We start from the raw sequence: 23,439 nt of genomic DNA, 5'->3' as shown, positions 1-23,439 counted from the left end.
CCGTCGGTGGCGCCGGTCAGTATGTGCATGACGACGATGAGCGCTTGTGACGGCGCCGTCCCCCAGGCGAAGCCCCTGACCACCTTCTGACTGACGACCGGGATCGAGGCTCCGTGATCACTTCCCCGCAAGACCACCAGCAGGACGCGCCACCCCATACCGGGAAGGCCGAAAGGCGCACGCCGCCGGTGATCCGGCTGCTGGTGCTGGCCACATTCGTGGTCATACTCAACGAGACCATCATGATCAACGCGATCCCGCGTCTGATGACCGCGCTGAGCATCAGCGAGCAGACCGCGCAGTGGCTGTCGACCGCGTTCATGCTGACGATGGCGGCGGTCATTCCGATCACCGGGTGGTTCCTGCAGCGGGTGTCCACGCGGGCCGCCTATGCCACCGCGATGGGCCTGTTCCTGCTGGGCACCGCGCTGGCCGCCGTGGCGCCGGCCTTCGAGGTGCTGCTGGCCGCCCGCATCATCCAGGCGTCGGGCACGGCCGTGATGATGCCGCTGCTGATGACGACGTTGATGCATGTGGTGCCGGAGAGCAACAGGGGCCGGGTCATGGGCAGCGTCAGCCTGGCGATCTCGGTGGCGCCCGCCATGGGGCCGACGATCTCCGGGTTGATCCTCGGCTTCGGGTCGTGGCGGCTGCTGTTCGCGGTGGTGCTGCCGATCGCGGCGCTGGTCACCTGGCGCGGTCTCGCGCAGCTGCAGAACGTCGGGGAGCCGCGCTTCAGCACGATCGACTGGTTCAGCGTGGTGACGGCGGCGGCCGGGTTCGGCGGCCTGGTCTACGGGCTCAGCAGGTTCGAGAGCGGTGAGGTCGGGGTCGCCGCGGGCATCGTGGCGGCCGGGCTCGCCACCATCGCCGTGTTCGTGGTCCGCCAGCTCGTGCTGCAGCGGCGCGGGGTGCCGCTGGTCGATCTGCGCACGCTGCGGCACCGCACGTACACGATCGCGCTGATCATGATGTCGGTGGCCTTCATGGCGATGCTCGGCTCGATGGTGCTGCTGCCGCTCTACCTGCAGAACGTCCGGTCGTTCAGCCCGCTGGAGACCGGGCTGCTGGTCATGCCGGGCGGCCTGGCGATGGGGCTGCTGGGGCCGGCCGTGGGGCGGTTGTTCGACAAGTTCGGCGGTCGGGTGCTCGTGGTGCCGGGCGCGATCGGCATCATGCTCTCGCTCGCGGGCTTCACCCAGATCACGATGACGATGCCCTACTGGCAGCTTCTCGCGCTGCACGCGCTGCTGTCGATCAGTCTGGCGGCGACCTTCACCCCGGTCTTCACGCTCGGGCTCGGCGCGGTCCCGCCGTCGCTCTACTCCCACGGCAGCTCGATCCTCAGCACGCTGCAGCAGGTCGCGGCGGCCATCGGCACGGCGCTGGTGGTCACGGTGATGAGCGCGCGCAGCGCCGCACTGCGGGCGTCGGGCGTCACCGACCTGCTCGCCGACCTCGGCGGCATGCGCCTTGCGTTCACCATCGGCGCGGTGCTGTCGGTGGCCGTGGTCATCACCGCCGTGCTGCTTCCCTCCAGGGCGGCTCCCGTCAAGGAGTGAGCGCCTTGCGCGGTCGCGGTGGCCGGTGTACAACCTGTCACCATCGACGAGGAAAGGTCATCAGTGACCGCGTTCGGCATTCTCGGTGCGGTGCAGGCTCGTTCGGCGGACGGGCCGGTGCACGTCCCGGGGAAGCAGCGGTCGGTGCTGGGCGTGCTGCTGCTCTACCCCAACACGCCGATCTCGATCGAGCGGCTGATCGACTGCCTGTGGGAGGAGCCGCCCGCCTCGGCGGTGTCCAACATCCACAGTTACGTCACCCGCCTGCGCCGTACGGTGGCGCCCCGCCTCGTCACCCAGGATCACCACTACCTGCTCCCCCTCGACCGCACTGAACTCGACCTGCTCGTCTTCGAGGACACGCTGGCCGAGGCACGCCGCCGCGCCGACGCGGGCGACCTGGGGGCGGCGCACGAGGCGTACCGGTCGGCGCTGTCGCTCTGGCGCGGCAGGCCGGCCGAGGACGCGCAGCTCACCGGCGCCGTGCTGCCGCGCGTCGCCGACCTGGAGGAGCTGGCGCTGTCCGCCCGCTGCGACTGGACGGACCTCCGGTTACGCCTGGGCCTGCACGAGGAGCTGATCGGCGAGCTGCGGGCGCTCGCCCAGGCCAATTCGCTCAACGAGCGCGTCTGGCGGCAGCTCATCCTGGCGCTGCACAGGTCGGGCCGCCGGGCGGAGGCGCTGGAGATGTACGGCCGGGTACGCGCGGTGCTCTCGGCCGAGCTGGGCGTCGAACCCGGCCCCGAGCTGCGTGACCTGCACGCCGCGATCCTCGCGGGCGACGAGACGCTGACCCCGCCCGTACGCGCCGCCGCCCCCCGCATCGTCCCCCGCCAGCTCCCGCCCGCGCTGGGCCGCCTGGTGGGCAGGCGCGCGGAGCTGGAGCGGCTGGAAGCGGTGTCGGCCGCGAAGCTGATCCTGGTGGTCGGGGGTGCGGGCGTCGGCAAGACCACGCTGGCCGTGCACTGGGCGCACCAGGTCGCCGGCCGCTTCCCCGACGGCCAGCTCTTCCTGGACGCGCGCGGTTTCGACCAGACGCCGCCGATGAGCGCGGCCGAGGCGCTGCCACGCCTGCTCCAGACGCTCGGCTGGCCCGCCAAGGACATCCCCGTGGAGCTTGAGGCCCAGATCGGCCTGTACCGGTCGATCCTGGCCGGGCAGCGAGTCCTCGTGGTGCTGGACAACGCCGCCGATCCCGACCTGATCAGGGCGCTGATACCGCCGGGCAGCGGCTCGCGGATGCTGGTCACCAGCCGCGACCGGCTGAGCGGCCTGGTGGCGCTGGAGTCGGCGGCGCCGGTCACCCTGGACGTGCTCGACCTCGACGAGGCGGTGGCACTGCTCGCCGAGACCGCCGGGCCGGAGCGGGTTCGAAGAGAGCCGGAGGCCGCCGCCCGCCTGGCCGAGCTGTGCGCACGCCTGCCGCTGGCGCTGCGGGTGGCCGCGGCGAAGGTGGCGGCGGGCCCGCACAGGACGCTCGCCGAGTACGTGGCCGAGCTGGGCGGCCATGACCTGCTCTCGAAGCTCGAAGTGGCCGGCGACCGGCGTACGGCGGTGCGCGGCGCGGTCGGCAGGTCCCACGAGACGCTCACCCCGCGGGCTCGGCGGCTGTTCCGGCTGGTCGGGCTGGTGCCGAACACCGGCATCACGGTCCCCGCCGCCGCCGCGTTGTCCGGCTACCCGACAGGGGAGGCGGCCGGGCTGCTCGACGACCTGGCGCGGGTCCACCTCATGAACGCGGGACCCGACCGCTACACCTGCCACGACCTGGTGGTGACGTACGCGGCGGAGCGGGCGGCGGCCGAGGACCCGCCCGACGAGCGCGAGAGCGCCGTCACCCGCTATTTCGACTTCTACCTGCGCTCGATCGTGGCCGCGGGCGAGCACGTGGACGTACGCGTCGTCGGTCCCGCGCCGGGCTGCCCCGAGACGGAGGCGACACCGCTCGCCTTCGGTGACCGGGCCGAGGCGGAGAGCTGGCTTGACCGGGAGTGGGACACCATCGCCGCGCTGATCGCCCGCGCGGCCGAGCACGGCCCGTACGCCATGGCCTGGCGGCTCGCCGACGCGCTGAGAGACGTGCTGCCCTGGCGGCGGCCGGTCGCCGAGTCCTTGCGCATCGCCGAGCTGGGGCTGAAGGCCGCCCGCGCCGAGCGCGACAGCCTGGGTCAGGGCGCGACGCTGATGTCCATCGGGTACGTGCGGTGGCGCATCGGCGACCTGGAGGCCGCCATCGACGCCTACCAGGAGGCGCTGCCGTTCCTGCGCCGCGCCCGCTGGCGGGCGGGCGAGTCGGCGGCGCTGCGGGCCGCCGGGGTGGCGCTCGCGCAGGTGGGGGAGCCAGAGCAGGCCGCCGACAGGTTCCGCCGTGCGCTGGCCATCGACAGGAGGCTGGGCAACCGGGCCGGCGAGACGACCAGCCTCGCCAACCTGGCCTCGCTCTCCCTCGACCTCGGCCGGCTGCGCGAGGCCGAGCGCCGCCATCAGGAGACCATCGTCGCGGCCGCCGAGATCGGCAAACGCCATCTCGAAGCCGTCATCCTGGTGAACCTCGGCGTGGTCAGGCGGGAGCTGGGACGGCTGGACGACGCCAGGGCCACGCTCGGCCAGGCGCTGTCGGCCGGGCGGGAGACCGGGTCGCCGTACGTGGAGGCCATGGCGCTGGAGTCGCTCGCCTGCGTGCACCTGGAAGCCGGCGGGAACGAGGAGGCGCTGCCGGTCCTGTCGGACGCGGCAGAGGCGGCGCGCAGCGCCGAGAGCCCCGAGATCGAGGTGCGGGCGCTCATCGGGCTGGCGCTCGCCCACCTGCGGCTCGGGAACGTCGCCGAGTCCGGCGAGCGGCTCGATGCCGCCGCGGCGATCGCGGAGCGGACCGGCCACCGGCCGATCCAGGTGGAGCTGCTGCTCGCCCGCTCTGAGCTGGCCCGCGCCCAGGGCGCGCCCGCCGACGCGCTGGCCTTCGCCGGTCAGGCCAGGCACCTGGCGGGCCGGGGGTACGGGCTGGCGCTGGGCAAGGCGTACGCCGCCGTCGCGGACGCGCAGCTCGACCTGGGCGAGCCGGCCGCCAGCGAGGGGAGCTGCGAGGAGGCGCTGCTGGTCTTCCGCAGGACCGGGCAGCGGCTCGCCCGCGCCAGAACGCTGATCACGCTCGGCCGCGCCCTGCACGCCACGGGACGCCGGGACGCGGCACGGTCGGCCTGGCGGCGCGCGCACGCCATCGCCGCCGAAGCCGGAGCTCCCGAGCGGGGTCAGGCCGCAGCCCTGCTCGCCGGGTCCTGATCACTCCCGCCCGGCGGCCGGGCTTGGTCACGCCTGCTCGGCGGCCGGGCTTGATCACGTCACGGTGGCGCTTGATCACACCTGCTTGACGAACGGTGCGCCCTCGTACCCGGCGCGGCGGGCGGCACGCAGCGCCGTGCCCGGGGTCGGGCCGTGACCGACCACGCTGTCGTCGCCGGCGACGGCCACCCAGGTGCCCGCGGGCATGCCGGCCGCGGACCGCGCGGCGCGCAGCGAGCCGGCCAGCCGCTCGACGCGGCCGGAGGTGTCCACTTCCGACGCCGGCAGGCCGAGCCACTCGTGCGTACGCCGCTCGGCCCCGCGAAGCCGCCGCCAGATCACGTACTGGACGAGGATCGCCGGGCCGAGCACGGTCAGGAACGCCATCCCCGAGCGCAGCACGCCGGTGACGAACCCGATCTCCACCAGCACGATCAGGCCGATGCCGACGGCCGCGCCGATCCAGCCGGCCGCCTTGCCGTACGCCTTCGTCGCCACCAGCGGCCACAGCGCGAGCATCAGGCAGTCGCCGAGGCCCGCCGCCACCGGCGCCGACCCGCCCGTCACCGCCAGCAGCGGCGCGAACGGCTGCCCCACCACCTGGGCGAGAAACCGGTCGGTCAGGTCGCCGAGCCCGGTCGCGAACAGGTCGTACACCGCGAGCACGGTGGCGAACGCCGCCACGTGGCCCGCCTTCATGCCGGTCTGCGCCCACAGGCTGCTCACCCCGATGACGGCGATCACGATGAGCAGCGCGTTCAGCACCAGCACCGCGCCGCCGGACCCGGCGGCGGCCGCGGCCACGTCGGCGGCGACGAGCAGCAGCGAGAGCAGCGTCGCCCACCGCCCGCCGGCCAGCGGCGCGAGCGTCATCTGGGCGCCGGCGAGTAACAGGAGCCCGAAGATGGCGGAGACCGCGGGACCCGGCAGCGAGAGGTACGCGACGGGCATGACGACCACCAGGCAGCTCATGATGAGCACGTCCGAGGCGGTCGAATGCCCGACCGGCGGCCGGGGCAGGGTGAAGCGCCGCACGTAGCCGAGGCCGCCCAGCACGATCCCGGCGATGAGAACGTCGAGCAGGGCGATGTTCTGGAAGGTGAGCATGATGAAGGAGGTCTCCGGCGGCTGGGAAAGCGGCGGCTAGGAAAGCGACGTCTCGAAGCTGTGCTCGTACAGGTCGGCGCGGACCCGGCAGGGCTTGGGCAGGTCGTCCGCGCCGTCCACGAGCAGGATCTTGGAGACCTGGAGCGAGCGGGCGGTCGCCAGCTCCTCGATCCGGCCCAGCGCGCCGGGCGGTGCCACCACGTGCAGGTCAGGCTTGACCGGGTCGCCGGTCAGCGCGTACCTGGTCGGCAGCGGGACCTCGCGCACCCGCTGCAGCACCTCCAGGACGTCGCGGGCGGTCGGTCCTCCGCCGTAGCCGGTGGCCCGCCCGAGCACCTGGGACGTCGCCGGGAGCAGGGCGAGCTCGCAGCCGTACGGCTCGTCGGGCAGGCGGCGCACCAGGTCGCCCGTGCGGTAGCGGATCAGCAGCGTCGTCTCGCGGTACGGCGCGTACGGGGTGGCCACCAGCTCGCCGATCTCGCCAGGGGCGACCGGGGTATCCGCGTCCACGTCGAGGACCTCGAAGTGGGCCTGCTCGGCGGCCAGGTGCAGGTGCTGCTTGCTGCACACCATGCCGGTGGTGGGGACGAGCTCCGTCATGCCGTACACGTCGGACACCGGCACGTCGAACACCTCGCGTACGCGCTCGCGCATCGCGTCGGTGAGGATCTCCGCGCCGGTGAAGATCCGGCGCAGCCCGAAGTCCTTCTTCTGCCAGCCGTCCCGCTCGGCCCGCTGCACGAGCGCTCCCAGGTAGGAGGGGACGGTGTAGAGGTCGGTGACGTACGGGGCCTTGCGGGGCAGGTGCAGCGGCGTGGCCAGCCGGTCGAGCGCGATGCCGGGATCGACCAGCCCCTGCGCGATGAAGCCGGACCCCACCAGGTTCAGCGCCCGCTGCGCCGTGATCAGGCCCACGGTCGCGCGCGAGCTGATGCACGACAGGCCCACGTGGTGCTCGCGCATGTCGCCGACGATCAGGTACGAGATCGCCGACAGCACCGCCGCCAGCTCAAGCTCGTACCGCGAGAACCAGACGATGGTCGGGATGCCCGTGGTGCCGGTGGTCTGCGCCAGCAGGACCGGCTCGCTCTGCTCCGACACGAACGCGGGGCCGGCGCCCCGCAGGGCCGACTTGGGCGTGGACGCCACCTGCGTGATCTCGTCGAGTCCGACCCCGGCCGGGTCGATGCCGTGCTCCCTGAACCACAACCGGTAGTACGCGGTGTTCTCTGCGGCGCGCTTGACCGCCTGCCGCAGCCGGCGGTCCGCCATCGAACGCCGGATCTCCGGATCGTCGACACCGCCGCCCGGCGGCAACTCGCCCGCACCCTCACCCGGCTCGCCCAGCTCGGCCAGCATCAGGCGGAGGTCGGTCACCATCTTCCGTAGTGCGTCCACATCGAAGCGGCCACCGCGAAGGACGGTGGCGGCGTAACGAAGCTGTCGAGCGGCAGTGGCGAGCAATGGCACCTCGATTCATCGTGACGGCGCGATGGGCCAGGCCCGCGAGGGACCGGCAGGCTCTGTCCGATCAGGTGGCGGGGATCTGGAACAGCGCGGTCGTCAAGGTGCTGACGGCGTACCTGGCGTAACGCAGGCCCATACGGATCACAGGTTCCTCCAATCGACGCTCGCCGCGGAGTTCCGCAGCGAGGCAGGTGATCGCCTCCCGGCTACGATCGCTCGGCACTCCACAAAAGCTCCACATGATCACCACATGGGCCTGTCAACCGTGAACGCCCTGCTCAGGGGCTGGGATGCGGGTGAGGGTCAGGCGCGGCGCCTGGCGCGGTAGGCGCTGGCCTTGGCGCGGTTCTGGCAGGACAGGTCGCAGAAGCGGCGCGAGGCGTTGCGGGTGGTGTCGAAGAAGACCAGCGTGCACTTGCCGGCCTGGCACGCGCCCAGCCTGGCGGCCTGGCCGACGCCGATCACCATGGCGAGCGCGGTGCCCATGTCGGCCGCCCAGGCGTCCACGGGGTCGGCGTCGGGGCGGTGGAAGGACAGGCCGAGCGGGTTCGCGGGGGAGCCGTGCAGGTTGGGTACGGCGTGGTGGCGTACAAGGAGGTCGTTGAGCCCGGCGGCGGCGTCGGCGAGGCCGTCGCCCGCGGCGAACACCGGCCGCAGCTCGGCGGCGATCTCGGCCAGCCGGTCGGCGTCCGCGGGGGTGAGCAGGTTCGCGGCCGGATGGACCGTGAGGTGCTGCTGAGCGGCGAGCACGGCGGCCAGCCGGTCGGCTCCCGACGCGGGCGGCGTGACGGCGCGGCCGTGCTGGAACGGCGTGGCCAGGGTGTTGATCAGCCGTACGGCGAGCTCGATCCTGCTCCCGACATAACCGTCTATTTCCGCTTGACCAGTGATTCGCCATGCTTCTACCATCACTGGCATACCTTATCTAGACAGTGAGGATTATTGTGGCCTTCGAGCAACTCGCCCGGCAGATGTGGCACCAGATCGAGCCGGTGCACGCCACGCTCTACTACAGCAAGGAGGCGTACGAGGAGGCCGCGGCGCTGGGCTACGCCGTCGAGCCGCGCTGGCCGAGCTACTTCGCCTGGCGCACGGCGCCCCTGGGCGCCGCCGGTCGCGGGCTGGTCGCCGCCGCGTACTACAGCTTCAGCCCGAAGATGATCGCCGAGTACGTGCCGGCGATCTGGGCGACGGCCGCCCCCGACCAGGTGCTCGAGGCCAGGCTGCGGGCGGTCGATCGGACGGTCCGCGCCCTCACCGGCGATGTCGCGGCGCTCGCGGAGGCGGCCGAGCTGGCGGTCAGGGCGGCGGAGAGCGCCGACGTGGCGCACCGGCCGCTGGCCGCGGCCAACCTGGCGCTGCCCTGGCCCGACGAGCCGCACCTGCGGCTGTGGCAGGCGTACACGGTGCTGCGCGAGCATCGCGGCGACGGGCACCTGACGGCGCTGCAGGCGGCGGGGCTCGACGGGTGCGAGGCGCTGGTGTCGTTCGCCGCCGTCGGGGCCGCGCCCGCCGCCACCTTCGACAGCCGGGGGTGGAGCGAGCAGGAATGGGCGGCGGCCCGCGAACGGCTGGCCGCCCGTGGGCTCGTCGACGCCGACGGCGTGGCCACCGACGAGGGGCGCGCCCTGCGCAACCGGGTCGAGCGCCACACCGACCAGCTCGCCGCCGGACCCTGGCGGGCGCTCGGCGAGGAACGCGCCGCACTGCTGGCCGAGCTGAACCTGCCGCTGCTCGGCGCGGTGTTCGAGTCGGGCATGCTGCCCTCGCAGACCACGCTGGGCATCGGCAAGATCGCCGTCGCGTACTGACCGGGCCGCGTCGGAGGTACGGACCGGAGAAAGAAAAGGGCCCGCCACCGCGAAGGCGCCGGGCCCGAAGCTTCGGCCCGCCATGTCAGCGGGCCGGGAAGAAACCCCTGTGACAGGGCCGGAGGTGGCCCGCCACTCCTTCAGCAGGTGGTGGCGGGCCGGGAGGATCAGGACAGGTCGAACCGGTCGAGGTTCATGACCTTGTCCCAGGCGGCCACGAAGTCCTTGACGAACTTCTCCTGGGCGTCGTCGCAGGCGTACACCTCGGCGAGCGCCCGCAGCTCCGAGTTGGAGCCGAAGACGAGGTCGGCGCGGGTGCCGGTCCACTTGAGCTCGCCGGTGGAGGCGTCGCGGCCCTCGAAGGTGGTGGAGTCTTCGGAGGTCGGCTTCCACGTGGTGTTCAGGTCGAGCAGGTTGACGAAGAAGTCGTTCGTCAGCGTGCCGGGCCTGGTGGTGAAGACGCCGTGCTGCGACTGCTGGTAGTTGGCGCCCAGCACGCGCAGACCGCCGACCAGGACGGTCATCTCGGGGGCGCTGAGGGTCAGCAGGTTGGCGCGGTCGATGAGCAGGTACTCGGCCGGGAGCCGGTTGCCCTTGCCCAGGTAGTTGCGGAAGCCGTCGGCCTTCGGCTCGAGGGCGGCGAAGGACTCGACGTCCGTCTGCTCCTGCGTGGCGTCCACGCGGCCGGGCGTGAACGGCACCTCGATCTCGAAGCCCGCGTCCTTGGCGGCCTTCTCGACGGCCGCGCAACCGGCCAGCACGATCAGGTCGGCCAGCGAGACCTGCTTGCCGCCGGTCTGCTCGCCGTTGAACGCCTTCTGGATGCCCTCAAGGGTGCCGAGCACGTTCGCGAGCCTGTCGGGGTCGTTGACCTCCCAGCCGGCCTGCGGCTGCAGGCGGATGCGGGCACCGTTGGCGCCGCCGCGCTTGTCGCTGCCGCGGAAGGACGAGGCCGATGCCCACGCGGTGGAGACCAGCTCGGAGACCGACAGGCCGGAGGCGAGGACGCGGCTCTTGAGCGTGGCGATGTCGTCGGCGTCGATCAGCTCGTAGGTGCGCTCGGGCAGCGGGTCCTGCCAGAGCAGCACCTCGCTCGGCACCTCGGGGCCGAGGTAGCGGGCCACCGGGCCCATGTCGCGGTGGGTCAGCTTGAACCACGCCCGCGCGAACGCGTCGGCGAACTCCTCGGGGTGGTCGAGCCAGCGCCGCGTGATCTGCTCGTAGATCGGGTCGTAGCGCAGCGACAGGTCCGTGGTGAGCATCGTCGGGTGGACGCGCTTGTTCGGGTCGTGGGCGTCCGGAACGGTGCCCTCGCCCGCGCCGTCCTTCGGCCGCCACTGCCAGGCGCCCGCCGGGCTCTTGTACAGCTCCCACTCGTACTTGTAGAGGGTCTCCAGGAAGCTGTTGTCCCACTTGGTCGGGGTCGGGGTCCAGATGCCCTCAAGGCCCGAGGTGATGGTGTCGGCGCCCTTACCGGTGCCGAAGCTGTTGCGCCAGCCGAGGCCCTGCTCCTCCAGGGGCGCGGACTCGGGGTCGGGGCCGACGTTCTCGGCCGGACCGGCGCCGTGGGTCTTGCCGAACGTGTGACCACCGGCGATCAGCGCGGCCGTCTCCTCGTCGTTCATCGCCATGCGGCGGAACGTCTCGCGGATGTCGCGGGCGGCGGCCAGCGGGTCGGGGTTGCCGTTCGGGCCCTCGGGGTTGACGTAGATGAGGCCCATCTGGACGGCGGCCAGCGGCTCCTCCAGCTCGCGGTCGCCGGTGTAGCGCTCGTCGCCGAGCCACGTGGTCTCGGGGCCCCAGTAGACGTCGTCCTCCGGCTCCCACACGTCCTCGCGGCCACCGGCGAAGCCGAACGTCTTGAAGCCCATCGACTCCAGCGCGACGTTACCGGCGAGGATCAGCAGGTCGGCCCAGGAGAGCTTCCTGCCGTACTTCTTCTTGACCGGCCACAGCAGGCGGCGGGCCTTGTCGAGGTTGGCGTTGTCGGGCCAGCTGTTGAGCGGGGCGAAGCGCTGCTGGCCGGAGCCGGCGCCGCCGCGGCCGTCGCTGATGCGGTACGTGCCCGCGCTGTGCCAGGCCATCCGGATGATGAACGGCCCGTAGTGGCCGAAGTCGGCCGGCCACCAGTCCTGCGACGTGGTGAGCACCTCGGCGATGTCACGCTTGACCGCCGCGAGGTCGAGGGTCTTGAACTCCTCGGCGTAGTTGAAGTCCTCGCCCATGGGGTTGGCCACGGCGGGGTTCTTCGCCAGGATCTTCAGGTTGAGCCGGTCCGGCCACCACTGACGGTTACCGCCGCCCTGGGTGGGGTGGGGTGCGCGGTGGGCTACCGGGCAGCCACCTCCATCCTCCGGCTTCGGGTCCGTGACGATCGCGTCGTGGTTTTCAGACATGGGAATCCCTCCGGACTATCTGACGCAAGATGCTCATGAGCTGGTGGCTGTGGAACAGTCGGGGCACAGACCCCAGTAGATGACCTCGGCCTCGTCGATGGTGAAGCCGTGGTCGTCGGACGCGTGCAGGCAGGGCGCGTGTCCGACCGCGCAGTCCACGTCGGCGACGGCGCCGCAGACGCGGCACACGACGTGGTGGTGGTTGTCGCCGACCCGTCCCTCGTATCTCGCCGGGCTGCCCGCCGGTTCGATGCGGCGGACGAGTCCGGCGGCCGTGAGGGCGTTGAGCGCCTCGTAGACGGCTTGGAGCGAGATGTGGCCGACGCGCTCGCGCACCCCGGCGGCGATGGCTTCGACGTCGAGGTGGTCACCGTCGCGGACGGTCTCGAGCAGCGCGACCCGGGCGGCGGTCACCCGCAGCCCTACGCTGCGCAGCTCCTCGGCGCCGGTCGGCGTCCTGGGTGCGGTCATGGCGACTAACCTACTCACCTAAAGGCGAACGATACAAGTTTATGAACGATGCAATTTCAGTGTCGCTTCAAAGATAACTTGGGGTTCCGCTGGGTTTGCCCTGGTTCGGAGGCGGCCCCGTCGCGTGGTCACGGGGTAAGTGAGCCGAGGAGGGTGCGGGCGAACGCGACGACCGCCTGGCTCGCCGGCGAGTCCTGATCGCCCAGCGCTGAACGCCTGCCGTGTCGCCGTCGCGGCCGGCCGGACCGGGTTACGCTCGGCGGCGTGACGTGGGATCCCGACGCCCCGGGCGTGCTGCGCCTGCCTTCCGGGCGGCTGGTGCGCGGCCGTGGCCTGCGCCATCCGCTCCCGCCGGGCCCCGAGCCCGACTTCGGCCTCTACCTGCTCGGCAAGCAGCCGCCGCCCACCACGTGGGAGCAGCGGTGGGTGCGCTGGCCGGACTTCTGGCTGCCGTCCGATCGGCGTAAGGCCGCCGCCGACCTGCGGGAGGTGTGGGAGCGTGCCGCGTCGGAGCGGGTCGAGGTGGCCTGCGGCGGCGGACGCGGGCGCACCGGCACCGCACTCGCCTGCCTGGCCGTGATCGACGGCGTCCCCGCCGATCAGGCGGTCGCGTACGTGCGGGAGCACTACTCCCGCCACGCCGTCGAGACGCCCTGGCAGCGCCGCTACGTCGCCCGCTTCAGCGCCCAGCCGTCACCCGACCGCCCCTGAGCCCGCGCTCGCGGCCGACCGTCAACCCGACCCCGCAAGCCCGCGCTCGCGGCGAGCCGCCGTCACTCGACCGTCCGTAAGCTGTGCCCGATCGTGGCCGTGCCCGGTGCTCAGCCTGGCGATGATGCGCAGGCGCAGCGGGTTGGCCGGCGCCGCCGGCATCGCGGCCAGGGCGTCACCGGTGGAGCCCGGCGCTGAGGAGGTCATGGCTCGCCGTCGCCTGCCCGGCGGGCGAGGAACGGGGTCGGCGGCCCGAAGGCCAGCCCCACGGCCAGGCAGATCAGCGGGATGGCCGGGATCACGTACCGGACGTCGAAGGCGGCGAGGAACGGCGGCGAGGCGACGAGCGCGAGCGCGGCCAGCGCGGGCAGCAGCGCGTCCCAGCGCCGCCGCAGCGGCGCGGCGACCAGGGTGCCTGCCAGGACCAGCGTGAGCACAGGGAACGGCACGTACCCGAAGCGCTGGTAGGCGCGCAGCCAGCCGGCGTACGGCTCGACCACGCGGGTGGCGGCGGGCCCCATCTCGTACGACTCCGCGACGCCCCGTACCGACTCGCTGATGGGCCGCTCGGACGAGGGGAACTTGTACGGCGTCTTCTCGTCCACGGCCGTCCGCTCCCACCGGAAGAGCTGCCCGAGGTCGGTCAGCACGGCACCGAGGTATTCGCCCGGCTGGGCGAGGATGGCGGCGCGGGCGAACTCACCGGCGAGCCGGTTGCGGTTGGCCGTGCCCGGCACCTTCGGCAGCGGCGAGAAGTCCTCCCACAGCCAGTGGGGCGGGTAGGGCCGCTCCTCGACCGGCATGTCGGGGCAGAGCACCTTCAGCCGCTCGGGCGGCTTGATGACGTCGCAGTCGGCGAAGCTCATGGTGCGCGACCACAGGAAGTTCCCGTCGGCCTCGGTCAGCGCGAAGACGCCCTTCTCGGCCTTCATCCAGGTCGCGTACGCGCCCAGCGGGATCGCCCCGGCGACCAGCAGCGCCACCAGGGGGCGCCAGCCGTAGCGGCGGATGAGCAGGTAGGCGGCGGTGAGGATGAGCAGCGGCAGCCCGACGGTCCTGGTGATGCCGGCCAGGCCGAGCAGCATGCCGCCGGTGGCGGCGGTGGCCGGGGTGACCCGCCGGACGAGCAGCGCGACCGCGGCGGTGACGAGCACGATGAAGACCGCATCGGCCATGATCATGTGCTCGAGCAGGATCATGAACTCGTCGTAGAGCAGCGGGGTGACGAGCAGCGTGGCGCCCCAGCCGGGCAGGCCGCGGCGGCGCAGCAGGGCGTACAGGGCGACCGCGAGCCCCAGCACGAGCAGGTGCTGCAGGACCGTGACCAGCGTGAGGCTGTGGGCGGGGCGCAGCAGCGCGAGCAGCAGGGAGTAGCCGGAGGGCCGCGTCGTGCCGGGGGTCAGCTCCTCGCGCAGGAAGGCGAAGGAGTCGCCGTAGAAGAGGATGGCCGGAGGGAAGCCGAGCACGGCGAGCACGCGCAGCCCTATCGCCGGCAACATGGCGATGACCAGTGCGCGATGGGCCAAGACGAATCCGCTTCCTCGTGAGTCCCGGGACCACACAATAGTGGACAAGCTGGTCAGCGCATCGGGGCCGGGCTTGCCGCGACTATTTCCGAATGACATTCTGAAAATGAGGTCCGGACATGCCGTACGCCGCCGGAGGGATGCATGACCGTCGCCGACCGTCCCGCGATCGACAAGGAAGCCCTCCGCCGGAAATATCGCGAAGAGCGCGACAAGCGGCTGCGCCCCGACGGCAACGACCAGTACATCCGCCTCACCGGCCGCTTCGCCCGCTACCTCAAGGACCCGTACACCCCGGTCACGGCACGCGCCCCCAAGACCGACCACGTGACGGTCGCCTTCATCGGCGGCGGCTTCGCCGGGCTGCTCACCGGCGCGCGCCTCAAGGAGGCCGGCATCGACGACGTGCGCATCGTGGAGAAGGGCGGCGACTTCGGCGGCACCTGGTACTGGAACCGCTACCCCGGCGCGCAGTGCGACACCGCCTCGTACGTCTACATGCCGCTGCTCGAAGAGACCGGCCACATGCCGTCGGAGAAGTACGCGCACGCGCCGGAGATCCTCGAACACTGTCGCCGCATCGGCAAGCACTACGGCCTGTACGACAACGCCCTCTTCCACACCGAGGTCACCGACCTGGAGTGGGACGAGGCCCGCTCCCGCTGGATCGTCCGCACCGACCGGGGCGACGCGTTCACCGCTCGGTTCGTCGCCATGGGCATCGGCCCGCTGCACGTGCCCAAGCTGCCCGGCATCCCCGGCATCGACGACTTCGCCGGGCACTCGTTCCACACCAGCCGCTGGGACTACGCCTACACCGGCGGCGACCCCTCCGGCGCACCTATGGACCGGCTCGGCGACAAGCGGGTGGCGATCATCGGCACCGGCGCGACCGCCGTGCAGTGCGTGCCGCACCTCGCCAGGGCCTGCCGCGAGCTGTACGTCTTCCAGCGCACGCCCTCATCCGTTGACGTACGCGACAACCGGCCGACCGACCCCGAGTGGTTCGCCTCGATCGCCACGCCCGGCTGGCAGCAGCGCTGGCTGGAGAACTTCACCGCCAACCAGACCGGCGTCCTGGCCGACGAGGACCTGGTGATGGACGGCTGGACCGACATCGCCCGCCGCTTCCGCGCGAAGATCAGCGCGCTGCCGCCCGGCCAGATCACCCCGGAGAGCGTGCAGGCCGCGTTCGAGGACGCCGACTTCGAGAAGATGGAGGAGATCAGGGCCCGCGTGGACGCCGTCGTCCGCGACCCGGAGACCGCCGGGAAGCTCAAGGCGTGGTACCGCCAGCTCTGCAAGCGCCCCTGCTTCCACGACGAATACCTCCAGGCGTTCAACCTGCCCGGCGTCCACCTGGTCGACACCGACGGCAAGGGCGTCGAGCGCATCACCGAGCGCGGCGTCGTGGCGGCCGGCCACGAGTACGAGGTGGACTGCGTCATCTACGCCTCCGGCTTCGAGGTCGGCACCGACTACACCCGCCGCGCCGGCTACGAGGCCAGGGGGCGCGGCGGGGTGCGGCTGTCGGAGCGCTGGGCCGACGGGATGCGGACCCTGCACGGCATCCACGTGCACGGCTTCCCCAACGTCTTCATCGTCCAGCCGGCCCAGGGCGCGAACCTCATCTCCAACATCCCGCACAACTTCACCGAGGCCGGCAAGACCATCGCCGCGATCGTCAAGCACGCCATCGAGCACGGCCACACCCAGGTCGAGCCCACGCGGGAGGCCGAGGACGCCTGGATCGAGCTGCTGCTGTCGGGCAAGGGGCGGATCATGGGCTCGCTCGACTGCACGCCCGGCTACTACAACAACGAGGGCCGCGACCTCGGACTGAAGTCCTGGCTGAACGTCGGTCACCCGCAGGGCGCGATGGCCTACTTCGCCTACATCGACCGCTGGCGGAGCTCGGGCGACTTCGAAGGGCTGACGTTCCGCTGAGGAGCGCGTGCGAGGGGCGGGCGTTGCGCTGAGAAGCGCGTCCGAGGGCCTGAGCCTTCGGTGAAAGGGCCTGAGCGTGCGGTGAAAAGCTAGACCCGGCACTACTGACCACGCCTCGCACCAGCGGTTACGGTCGCAGAATGCTCGACAGGACCGCGCTGGAAGCCCTCACCCGACGGCCCTTGCCGTTCCTCGCCTCCGCCTGGCCGTGGCGCGGCGCCGCGTACCTGCTGGCCAGCCTGGTCCCCGGAGCGGCGGCGGGGGTCACGGTTGCGGCGACCGCCGCCGGGTTCGGCTTGACGCCGTATCTCGGCGTCGCGACCGGGCTGGCCGCGCTGGCGCTGTGCGTGCCGCTCGTCGCCGCCTTCGAACGCCTCCGCCTGCGCCTCGTCGACCGGATCGCCGTGCCGAAGCCGCCGGACCGGCGCAAGCGGGAGGCGGGACTCGCGCTCATGACCGTGCTGGCGCTGTGGTGGATCGACCTGATCATGCTCGCGTTCACGGCCGGCGGCCCTGTGCTGCTCATCCTCACGCCGGTCGTGCAGCCCGACGTCAACACCGTGGTCAGCACGGCGTGAGGGGCTGATGGTTCATGGGGGCATATGTCATGACCCGGCGCGCTCAGTATGGTTCGGTGGCATGAACGAGCAGTGGCAGGAAGTCGGCGACCGGGTCTACGTACGGCGCCACCGGTCGTACGACGTGAACACGGGCCTGATCGTGGGCGACGGGCACTGCCTGGTGCTGGACACGCGCGGCTCCCACCGTGAGGGCGCGGACCTGGTCGAGGCCGTCCGGCGGATCACCCCGGCCCCCTGGACGATCGTCAACTCCCACTCCCACTTCGACCACTTCTTCGGCAACGCGGCGTTCGGCCCCGCCGAGATCTGGGGCCACGTCAGGTGCGCCGAGGAGATCGAGCAGTACGGCGAGCAGCAGCGGGCCCACCTGATCGAGAGCCGCCCCGAGCGGCGCGACGAGTGGGAAGAGGTCACGATCGTGCCGCCGGACCACACGTTCGCCGCCGCGGCCAGCCTCGACATCGGCGGGCGCATGGTGCACCTGCGGCACTTCGGGCTCGGCCACAGCAGCAACGACATCGTGGTGCAGGTGCCGGACGCGGGTGTGCTGTTCGCCGGCGACCTGGTGGAGGAGGGCGCGCCGCCCGCGTTCAGCGACTCCTACCCGCTGGACTGGCCGGTCACCACGGCCGCGATGCTCGCCGAGATGCCCGAGCAGGTGATCGTGCCCGGCCACGGCGCGGTGGTGGACCGGGCGTACGTGCAGGGGCAGCAGGAGGAGCTGGCGCTGGTCGCCGACCTGGCCAGAAAGGCCCACGTGGAGGGGCTGCGCGACTCGATCAAGCTCTTCCCCTACCCCGAGCCGATCTCCCGCCAGGCCATCGAGCGCGCCTTCATGCAGCTCGACCAGCTCGACGCCTCGGTCAGCTGAGGTCAGCCGAGCGGTCAGCCCGGGTCAGCAGAGGTCAGCCGAGGTGAGGCCAGCAGAGGTCAGCAGAGGTCAGCCGAGGGGGAAGCGCGCGACGAAGCCGGAGTCGTCGTACACCAGCGAACCGCCGTGCAGGTGCGCGATGTCCCTGGCGATGGGCAGCCCGAGCCCCGCGCCGCCCGCGTCCCTGGCCCGCGCCTCGTCCAGCCGGGTGAACCGGCCGAACACCGCCTCGCGCTGGTCCGGCGGGATGCCGGGGCCGTCGTCGCTCACCACCAGCACCGCCGCGCTGTCCTCGGCGGCGACCCGCACCTTCACGGTCGAGGCGGCATGGCGTACGGCGTTGTCGACCAGGTTCGTCACCAGGCGGTCGAGATGCGCGCTCGACCCTGACATGACCACGTCGGGCGCGACGTCCAGCTCCACCCGCACGCCGGGCCGCCGCCTGGCCCGCAGCGCCGCCTCGGCCGCCACCTGACCCAGGTCCAGCTCGGCGGCGCGCAGCGGCTCGCCCGCGTCCAGCCTGGCCAGCATGAGCAGGTCGGCGGCCAGCGACTGGAGGCGTTCGACGTCGGCCAGCGCCTCGGCGGTCAGCTCGCTCGGCTCGGCCAGCTCCAGCCTGGCCCGCAGCGTCGCGATCGGGCTGCGCAGCTCGTGCGCGGCGTCAGCCACGAACCGCTTGTGCTGCTCGACGGCCGTCTCCAGCCGGTCGAGCGTGCCGTTCACGGTGGTCGCGAGCGCCGCGACCTCGTCCTTGGAGCGCGGTACGGGCACCCGCTGGTGCAGGTCACGGGCCGTGATGTCGGCCACCTTGGCGCGGATCGCGGCCACCGGGCGCAGCGCGCGGCCCACCGAGAGCCAGGTCATCGCCGCCACCACCGCCAGCAGCGCCGGCACGCCGGGCAGCAGCGCCCCGTAGACGGTGCGCAGCGCCTGCTCGACGCCGTCGAGCGGGACCCGCGACAGCAGCGTGGCGGGACCGTCGGCGGTGGTCACCTCGACGGCGGCGACGGCGTACCCGCTGGCCCTGACCAGCTCCGCGGCGCCGTCCTCCTTGGTCACCATCACGTCGGGGTCGGCGAAGCGCACCGCCACGCCCTCCTCCGGGACCGCCGCCCGCTGCGCCCCCTTCACCAGCTTGGGCTCTTCCGCCGGGGCCTTCGCGTCCGGCTCGGCGATGCGCTCTGTGGAGTGCTCGGGGATCTCCAGCGTCCGCGCGTACGGCACCGCCGCCGTGGCCCTCCTCGCCGCCTCCGCGTCGGCGCTGCTGACCAGCGTGCCGCGCAGCGACACCACCAGCACCAGCGCCGCCATGCCGAGCGCGAGCGCCACGACGAGCGTGGCCGCCGCCGTCGCGCGCACCCGCACCGAGGACAGGCCGGGGGAGAGCCGCCGCCAGAGCGCCTTCGGGCCGCGCGCGAGCTTCCCGGACAGGATCGTGATGCGCGGACGCCGCGTGAACCAGGGGGAGTGCCGCGTGAACCAGGGGGAGCGCCGCCCGTTCTCGGGGGAGCGCCGGGCGATCACGCCGCCTCCAGCCGATATCCGGCACCGCGTACGGTGATCAGCGTCGTCTTCCCGAACGGCACGTCGATCTTGCGGCGCAGCGCGCTGATGTAGACCTCCACGATGTTCGGGTCGCCGTCGTAGCTGAAGTCCCACGCCTGGGCCAGCAGGTCGCTCTTGGAGACCACCTCGCCGGCCCGCCGGGCGAGCGCGTGCAGCACGGCGAACTCCTTCGGCGTCAGCGCGATGTCCACCTCGCCCCGGCGGCAGCGCAGCCCCGCCGGGTCGATGACGAGGTCGCCCACGGTGATGCAGACAGGCCGCTCCCGCCCGCCGCGCCGGACCAGCGCGCGCAGCCGGGCCAGCAGCACCACGTACGAGAACGGCTTGGCCAGGTAGTCGTCGGCCCCGTTGTCCAGCGCCTCGGCCTCGTCGTAGACGCCGTCCTTGGCGGTGAGCATCATGATCGGCGTCCAGTTACCGGCTTCGCGCAGCCGGGAGCACACGGCGTAGCCGTTCATCCTGGGCAGCATGACGTCCAGGATGATCACGTCGTAGGTGTTCTCGGTGGCCAGCCACAAGCCGTCGCGCCCGTCGTGGGCGACGTCCACCGCGAAGCCCTCGCCCGCCAGCCCACCCTTGATCAGGTCGGCCAGCCGCTCCTCGTCCTCCACCAGTAAGACTCGCACGCCGTCCAGCCTGCCTCAGCGCACCTAAAGCGAACCTGAAGATCATTTGGGCTCTCTTCAGGATCACTTCAGGTCCGTGCGGCCACCCTCGGAGCCGTCCGATCGTTTCCGAGAGAGGAGAACTTCATGTTCAAGCGGCGTTTCGCGGTGCTCGGCGCGGCGGTCGCGCTGACCGTCGCAGGTCTGACCGGGTCCGCGCTGGCCGGGACCCCGTCCTCGCCGCCCGAGCCCGTCGCGGCCTCGGTGGCCTCCGTCGCCGTCCCAGGGGCCGGCACGCTGACCTGTAAGACCTCCGACGGCAAGGTGATCGAGCTGGCGAGGGTGAAGCCCGCCGACGGCGGCGCGGTCGCCGAGACCCGCCCGGCCCAGCCCGCGGACCCGTCCGGCGTGATCACGCAGCCGCAGCGCGCCGAGTCGGTGGACCCGAACGGCAAGCCGCAGGTCGTGTCCCCGGGCAGTGGTGAGGGCAAGGCCGAGGGGGTGAAGTTCCGTGCCACCAGGGCGGCCGAGAGCGGCGAGCCCACCGCCGACGCCCCGGCCAAGGTCCGCGTCGTGACCCCGTCCGAGACCGCCGAGACCCAGGCCAAGAAGCCCGCCGAGACCATCGAGCTCGTCTGCAAGACGATCGGCGGTGCGGGGCTCGACGACTAAGAGCGCCGCTCACGCCCTGCACGACCGGCCCCGGACCCCAGTGCATGCCGTGCCGCCAGTCCTGCTCCAGGCCGTAGCCGGTACCGACCATGAGGTGCACCGGCGGCAGCGGCGTACAGCACGTCGAACGGCTTGCCGGGCGGCGCGAACGTGATCACAGCCTTGACGACGTCGCGGGTGCCGGGAGCGTAGACCGGACGCCGGCGCCCGTAACGCGAAGCGCGCCCCCGTCGTGTGACGGGGGCGCGCTTCCCAGGACGAACGCGCTCACGATGTCTTGTGCGAGGTCTCGTCCGTCCTGCTGGACACCGTGGCCGCAACCTGGTCCGCGGACTCCGCAGCCCTGTCCGCCTTCTCATTGACCCAACGTGTGGCATCGGAGGCGGAGTCCTTCATGTGCTCGGTCCACTGCTGAGCGTTGCGGCGGTAGAACATGTAACCGATCGTCCCCACCGCGAGGCCGGTCAGCAGCACGAGCGTCGGCCATCGCCGCGATGGCGTCGGCTTGGGGTCGATGCGTTTGGCCGCGGCGGTCAGCATCGAGCTGACCTTGGGAGCGACCTGCTGCTCGAACCCGTGCGCCGCGGACTCCAGCCGCGGCGCCGCCCAGTGACGGGCTTCTTCGATACGCTGCGCCGCGACCACCTTGGCCTGGTCTGCCATCGGCGCGAGGCGCTGGCCGGTTTCAGCGGCCCGGGTCTTCACTTGACCCATCCACGTGGTGGGCACGTCTATGACCACGCGGCGTCTCTTCATTGTCAGGGACACGACAACCTCCCCTGTCGTTGGGGCCCCGAGCCTGACCTTCCCTGGACAAGGCGGCTCAATCATGGCCGTCCATGGGAGGATGGCTCGGTAGGCCGAACGGCCATAGTCCTCAAAACACCACAATCGAACCCTGTTCATAGAGGGGGGCAGCTGTCTCGTGGCTGAGAAGCTGATCGCGAACCTGCAGACCAATCACGGCAATATCAAGGTGGAGCTCTTCCCCACCAAGGCACCCAAGACGGTGCGCAACTTCGTGGAGCTCGCCGAGGGCACCCGTTCCTGGACGCACCCCGGCACCGGCGAGAAGAGCAACGCCCGCTACTACGACGGCACGATCTTCCACCGGGTCATCGCCGGCTTCATGATCCAGGGCGGTGACCCGCTGGGCCAGGGCATCGGCGGCCCCGGCTACGAGTTCGACGACGAGATCCACCCCGAGCTGCGCTTCGACCGCCCGTACCTGCTGGCCATGGCCAACGCGGGCAAGCGCTTCGGCAAGGGCACCAACGGCTCGCAGTTCTTCATCACGGTCGCGCCGACCCCGCACCTCAACGGCAAGCACACCATCTTCGGCGAGGTCATCGAGGGCAACGAGGTCGTGGACGCGATCTCCAAGACCCGCACCGACGGGCGGGACCGCCCGGTCGAGGACGTCATCCTGGAGTCGGTCACCATCGAGCGCCAGGCCGCCTGACATCCGGCCGCAGGGAGGCCCGCAACGCCGGCGTGCAGCGTCAGGGGGCGCGCACACCGGAGGCGGGCCTCGCGGGGCCGGATGGCCGTTCTCAGAGCCCTTCCGGCCGCGCCGGGGCCGCCGGTCCAGGAGGCTCACGCAGCACGCCTCCGTAAGCCTTAGGCTTCGGTCATGACCAGCCAGCCGCCGAGCCAGCCCCCGCAGCCCGAGCAGCCCGCTGAAGCCGTCCCCACGTGCTACCGACACCCCGAGAGGGAGACGTGGGTGCGCTGCCAGCGTTGTGAGCGCCCCATCTGCCCCGACTGCATGCGCGACGCCGCGGTCGGCTTCCAGTGCCCCGAGTGCGTCGCCGAGGGCAACAAGGCCATCCGCCAGGCCAAGACCGCCTTCGGCGGCGGCGTGGTGCGCACCCCGATCGTCACCTACGCCATCCTGGCGCTCAACGTTCTGGTCTTCCTCGCAACGCTCGCCGCCGACTTCCTCCTGGGCGGCTCCTACGTCGTCACCGCGGAGCTGGGGATGTCGCCCATCGGGGTCGCCGTCCTCGACCAGTACTACCGCCTGATCACCGCGGCGTTCCTGCACCAGGACGTCATCCACATCCTGTTCAACGGCTGGGCCATCTGGGTCATCGGCCCCTATCTCGAGCGCGCCTTCGGCCACGCCCGCTTCACCGCCCTCTACCTGATCAGCGCGCTGGGCGGCTCGGTGCTCGGCCTCTGGCTCGACCCGCTCAACACCCTCACGCTGGGCGCGTCGGGTGCGGTGTTCGGCATGTTCGGCGCGGTCTTCGTGGTCGGGCGCAAGCTCAACCTCGACGTACGCGGCATCGGCCTGATCATCGCGCTCAACCTGGCCATCACGTTCGTGCTGCCCGCGATCTCAGGTGTGCGCATCAGCTGGACCGGCCACGTGGGCGGCCTCCTCACCGGCACGCTCCTGGCCCTGGCGCTGGTCTACGCGCCGAAGGCCAACAGGGCGCGGGTGCAGTGGCTGGCGATCGCTGGAGCGCTGGCGCTCATGGTGGTGCTCGTGCTCGTACGCGTCCCAGCGATTGTCAGCATGCTCGGCGGCTGAGCTTCCCCAGGCTGTGGAAAAGACTGTGGAAAGAACTAACGCCAGCGGGTGGAAAGAACCACACCGAAGATGATGAAAACAAACCCGATCAGCAGGTTCCAGTTCTGGAGGTCCCTGAAGAACGGCGCCTGAGGAGCGACGTAATAGGTCGCGATCCACAGGATGCCGATGACCCACGCGGCCACCATCGTGGGGGCGAGCCAGCGCGGGCTGACCTTGACCTGCTGCGACCGCTGCGGCGGGGTGTAGACCGCCTTCTTGCGAGTTTTGGACTTGGGCACTGGATGACTCCTGCTGAGGGCCTGGGCATCCGGATCGTCCGCAGGCT

At 71.7% G+C, this 23,439-nt stretch carries 21 protein-coding genes; 11 read left to right on the top strand and 10 right to left on the bottom strand.

The window, feature by feature from the left end:
* The first annotated feature begins 113 nt into the window (after positions 1 to 113).
* On the top strand, positions 114 to 1,562 hold the full coding sequence (locus tag WBK31_RS35690; protein WP_364061482.1) for an MDR family MFS transporter: 1,449 nt from the start codon (positions 114 to 116) through the stop codon (positions 1,560 to 1,562).
* Between the two features lie 90 nt (positions 1,563 to 1,652).
* A complete protein-coding gene (locus WBK31_RS35685) occupies positions 1,653 to 4,841 on the top strand; it encodes a BTAD domain-containing putative transcriptional regulator (RefSeq protein WP_406673844.1) in 3,189 nt (1,062 codons plus the stop codon).
* 75 nt (positions 4,842 to 4,916) lie between these two features.
* Here WBK31_RS35685 and WBK31_RS35680 read toward each other — a convergent pair whose 3' ends face one another.
* Together WBK31_RS35680 and WBK31_RS35675 are read right to left on the bottom strand one after the other, a co-directional pair.
* Entirely contained in the window at positions 4,917 to 5,948 is a 1,032-nt protein-coding gene (locus WBK31_RS35680; RefSeq protein WP_406673843.1) for a hypothetical protein, read from the bottom strand.
* A 36-nt stretch (positions 5,949 to 5,984) separates the two neighbouring features.
* On the bottom strand, positions 5,985 to 7,328 hold the full coding sequence (locus WBK31_RS35675; RefSeq protein WP_364061491.1) for an AMP-binding protein: 1,344 nt from the start codon (positions 7,326 to 7,328) through the stop codon (positions 5,985 to 5,987).
* Between the two features lie 83 nt (positions 7,329 to 7,411).
* Here WBK31_RS35675 and WBK31_RS35670 point away from each other — a divergent pair, with 83 nt between their 5' ends.
* Positions 7,412 to 7,540, top strand: a complete 129-nt coding sequence (locus WBK31_RS35670) for a hypothetical protein (RefSeq protein ID WP_406673842.1) — start codon at positions 7,412 to 7,414, stop codon at positions 7,538 to 7,540.
* 178 nt (positions 7,541 to 7,718) lie between these two features.
* Here WBK31_RS35670 and WBK31_RS35665 read toward each other — a convergent pair whose 3' ends face one another.
* The gene (locus WBK31_RS35665; RefSeq protein ID WP_364063213.1) at positions 7,719 to 8,324 is read right to left on the bottom strand and encodes a CGNR zinc finger domain-containing protein; all 606 of its coding nucleotides are present in this window, start codon (positions 8,322 to 8,324) and stop codon (positions 7,719 to 7,721) included.
* 62 nt (positions 8,325 to 8,386) lie between these two features.
* On the opposite strand from WBK31_RS35665, the gene WBK31_RS35660 reads away from it, so the two are divergent.
* Complete coding sequence (locus tag WBK31_RS35660; protein WP_406675554.1) at positions 8,387 to 9,226, top strand: SCO6745 family protein; 840 nt, start codon at positions 8,387 to 8,389, stop codon at positions 9,224 to 9,226.
* A 167-nt stretch (positions 9,227 to 9,393) separates the two neighbouring features.
* On the opposite strand, the gene katG is transcribed toward WBK31_RS35660, so the two are convergent.
* Together katG and WBK31_RS35650 are read right to left on the bottom strand one after the other, a co-directional pair.
* The gene (gene katG / locus WBK31_RS35655) at positions 9,394 to 11,622 is read right to left on the bottom strand and encodes a catalase/peroxidase HPI (protein ID WP_364061497.1); all 2,229 of its coding nucleotides are present in this window, start codon (positions 11,620 to 11,622) and stop codon (positions 9,394 to 9,396) included.
* A gap of 33 nt (positions 11,623 to 11,655) precedes the next feature.
* Positions 11,656 to 12,093 (bottom strand): Fur family transcriptional regulator, encoded by a 438-nt coding sequence (locus WBK31_RS35650; protein ID WP_364061500.1) that lies wholly within the window; start codon positions 12,091 to 12,093, stop codon positions 11,656 to 11,658.
* A 264-nt stretch (positions 12,094 to 12,357) separates the two neighbouring features.
* Here WBK31_RS35650 and WBK31_RS35645 point away from each other — a divergent pair, with 264 nt between their 5' ends.
* The gene (locus WBK31_RS35645; protein ID WP_378785865.1) at positions 12,358 to 12,804 is read left to right on the top strand and encodes a protein-tyrosine phosphatase family protein; all 447 of its coding nucleotides are present in this window, start codon (positions 12,358 to 12,360) and stop codon (positions 12,802 to 12,804) included.
* Between the two features lie 203 nt (positions 12,805 to 13,007).
* Here WBK31_RS35645 and WBK31_RS35640 read toward each other — a convergent pair whose 3' ends face one another.
* Positions 13,008 to 14,330, bottom strand: coding sequence for a hypothetical protein (locus WBK31_RS35640; RefSeq protein ID WP_364061506.1), 1,323 nt, complete (start codon positions 14,328 to 14,330; stop codon positions 13,008 to 13,010).
* 144 nt (positions 14,331 to 14,474) lie between these two features.
* On the opposite strand from WBK31_RS35640, the gene WBK31_RS35635 reads away from it, so the two are divergent.
* From WBK31_RS35635 to WBK31_RS35625, 3 genes are all read left to right on the top strand, one after another.
* A complete protein-coding gene (locus WBK31_RS35635; RefSeq protein WP_406673841.1) occupies positions 14,475 to 16,277 on the top strand; it encodes a flavin-containing monooxygenase in 1,803 nt (600 codons plus the stop codon).
* A gap of 140 nt (positions 16,278 to 16,417) precedes the next feature.
* Complete coding sequence (locus tag WBK31_RS35630) at positions 16,418 to 16,855, top strand: hypothetical protein (protein WP_364061512.1); 438 nt, start codon at positions 16,418 to 16,420, stop codon at positions 16,853 to 16,855.
* Between the two features lie 61 nt (positions 16,856 to 16,916).
* Positions 16,917 to 17,729: an MBL fold metallo-hydrolase gene (locus WBK31_RS35625; protein ID WP_364061515.1), complete on the top strand. Its 813-nt coding sequence runs from the start codon at positions 16,917 to 16,919 to the stop codon at positions 17,727 to 17,729.
* A 69-nt stretch (positions 17,730 to 17,798) separates the two neighbouring features.
* Here the strand turns inward: WBK31_RS35625 and WBK31_RS35620 are convergent, their stop codons facing one another.
* Together WBK31_RS35620 and WBK31_RS35615 are read right to left on the bottom strand one after the other, a co-directional pair.
* Entirely contained in the window at positions 17,799 to 19,253 is a 1,455-nt protein-coding gene (locus WBK31_RS35620) for a sensor histidine kinase (RefSeq protein WP_406673840.1), read from the bottom strand.
* On the bottom strand, positions 19,250 to 19,921 hold the full coding sequence (locus WBK31_RS35615; RefSeq protein WP_364061521.1) for a response regulator transcription factor: 672 nt from the start codon (positions 19,919 to 19,921) through the stop codon (positions 19,250 to 19,252). Before WBK31_RS35615 ends, WBK31_RS35620 begins: the two co-directional genes overlap by 4 nt.
* A 126-nt stretch (positions 19,922 to 20,047) precedes the next feature.
* Between WBK31_RS35615 and WBK31_RS35610 the strand changes: the two genes are divergently transcribed.
* Positions 20,048 to 20,572, top strand: coding sequence for a hypothetical protein (locus WBK31_RS35610; RefSeq protein ID WP_406673839.1), 525 nt, complete (start codon positions 20,048 to 20,050; stop codon positions 20,570 to 20,572).
* 267 nt (positions 20,573 to 20,839) lie between these two features.
* Here WBK31_RS35610 and WBK31_RS35605 read toward each other — a convergent pair whose 3' ends face one another.
* Positions 20,840 to 21,313 carry a YtxH domain-containing protein gene (locus WBK31_RS35605; RefSeq protein WP_364061527.1) on the bottom strand — a complete coding sequence of 158 codons (474 nt, stop codon included), beginning with the start codon at positions 21,311 to 21,313 and terminating at the stop codon, positions 20,840 to 20,842.
* 184 nt (positions 21,314 to 21,497) lie between these two features.
* Here WBK31_RS35605 and WBK31_RS35600 point away from each other — a divergent pair, with 184 nt between their 5' ends.
* Entirely contained in the window at positions 21,498 to 22,034 is a 537-nt protein-coding gene (locus tag WBK31_RS35600; RefSeq protein WP_364061530.1) for a peptidylprolyl isomerase, read from the top strand.
* Between the two features lie 171 nt (positions 22,035 to 22,205).
* Positions 22,206 to 23,111, top strand: coding sequence for a rhomboid family intramembrane serine protease (locus tag WBK31_RS35595; RefSeq protein WP_364061533.1), 906 nt, complete (start codon positions 22,206 to 22,208; stop codon positions 23,109 to 23,111).
* Positions 23,112 to 23,146: 35 nt separating this feature from the next.
* Here WBK31_RS35595 and WBK31_RS35590 read toward each other — a convergent pair whose 3' ends face one another.
* Positions 23,147 to 23,392: a cell division protein CrgA gene (locus WBK31_RS35590; RefSeq protein WP_364061536.1), complete on the bottom strand. Its 246-nt coding sequence runs from the start codon at positions 23,390 to 23,392 to the stop codon at positions 23,147 to 23,149.
* Positions 23,393 to 23,439: the final 47 nt, after the last annotated feature.

The sequence above is a fragment of the Nonomuraea sp. N2-4H genome (genome assembly GCF_045291505.1).
GTDB lineage: Bacteria > Actinomycetota > Actinomycetes > Streptosporangiales > Streptosporangiaceae > Nonomuraea > Nonomuraea fastidiosa.
This window is presented reverse-complemented; position numbering and strand designations above follow the sequence as displayed.

Excerpts from the sequence above, each read along its gene's own strand:
- WBK31_RS35680 (WP_406673843.1), bottom strand. The coding sequence starts at position 5,948 with ATGCTCACCTTCCAGAACATCGCCCTGCTCGACGTTCTCATCGCCGGG.
- WBK31_RS35675 (WP_364061491.1), bottom strand. The coding sequence starts at position 7,328 with ATGGTGACCGACCTCCGCCTGATGCTGGCCGAGCTGGGCGAGCCGGGT.
- WBK31_RS35670 (WP_406673842.1), top strand. The coding sequence starts at position 7,412 with ATGGCACCTCGATTCATCGTGACGGCGCGATGGGCCAGGCCCGCGAGG.
- WBK31_RS35665 (WP_364063213.1), bottom strand. The coding sequence starts at position 8,324 with ATGGTAGAAGCATGGCGAATCACTGGTCAAGCGGAAATAGACGGTTAT.
- WBK31_RS35660 (WP_406675554.1), top strand. The coding sequence starts at position 8,387 with ATGTGGCACCAGATCGAGCCGGTGCACGCCACGCTCTACTACAGCAAG.
- katG (WP_364061497.1), bottom strand. The coding sequence starts at position 11,622 with ATGTCTGAAAACCACGACGCGATCGTCACGGACCCGAAGCCGGAGGAT.
- WBK31_RS35650 (WP_364061500.1), bottom strand. The coding sequence starts at position 12,093 with ATGACCGCACCCAGGACGCCGACCGGCGCCGAGGAGCTGCGCAGCGTA.
- WBK31_RS35635 (WP_406673841.1), top strand. The coding sequence starts at position 14,475 with ATGACCGTCGCCGACCGTCCCGCGATCGACAAGGAAGCCCTCCGCCGG.
- WBK31_RS35630 (WP_364061512.1), top strand. The coding sequence starts at position 16,418 with ATGCTCGACAGGACCGCGCTGGAAGCCCTCACCCGACGGCCCTTGCCG.
- WBK31_RS35625 (WP_364061515.1), top strand. The coding sequence starts at position 16,917 with ATGAACGAGCAGTGGCAGGAAGTCGGCGACCGGGTCTACGTACGGCGC.
- WBK31_RS35610 (WP_406673839.1), top strand. The coding sequence starts at position 20,048 with ATGTTCAAGCGGCGTTTCGCGGTGCTCGGCGCGGCGGTCGCGCTGACC.
- WBK31_RS35595 (WP_364061533.1), top strand. The coding sequence starts at position 22,206 with ATGACCAGCCAGCCGCCGAGCCAGCCCCCGCAGCCCGAGCAGCCCGCT.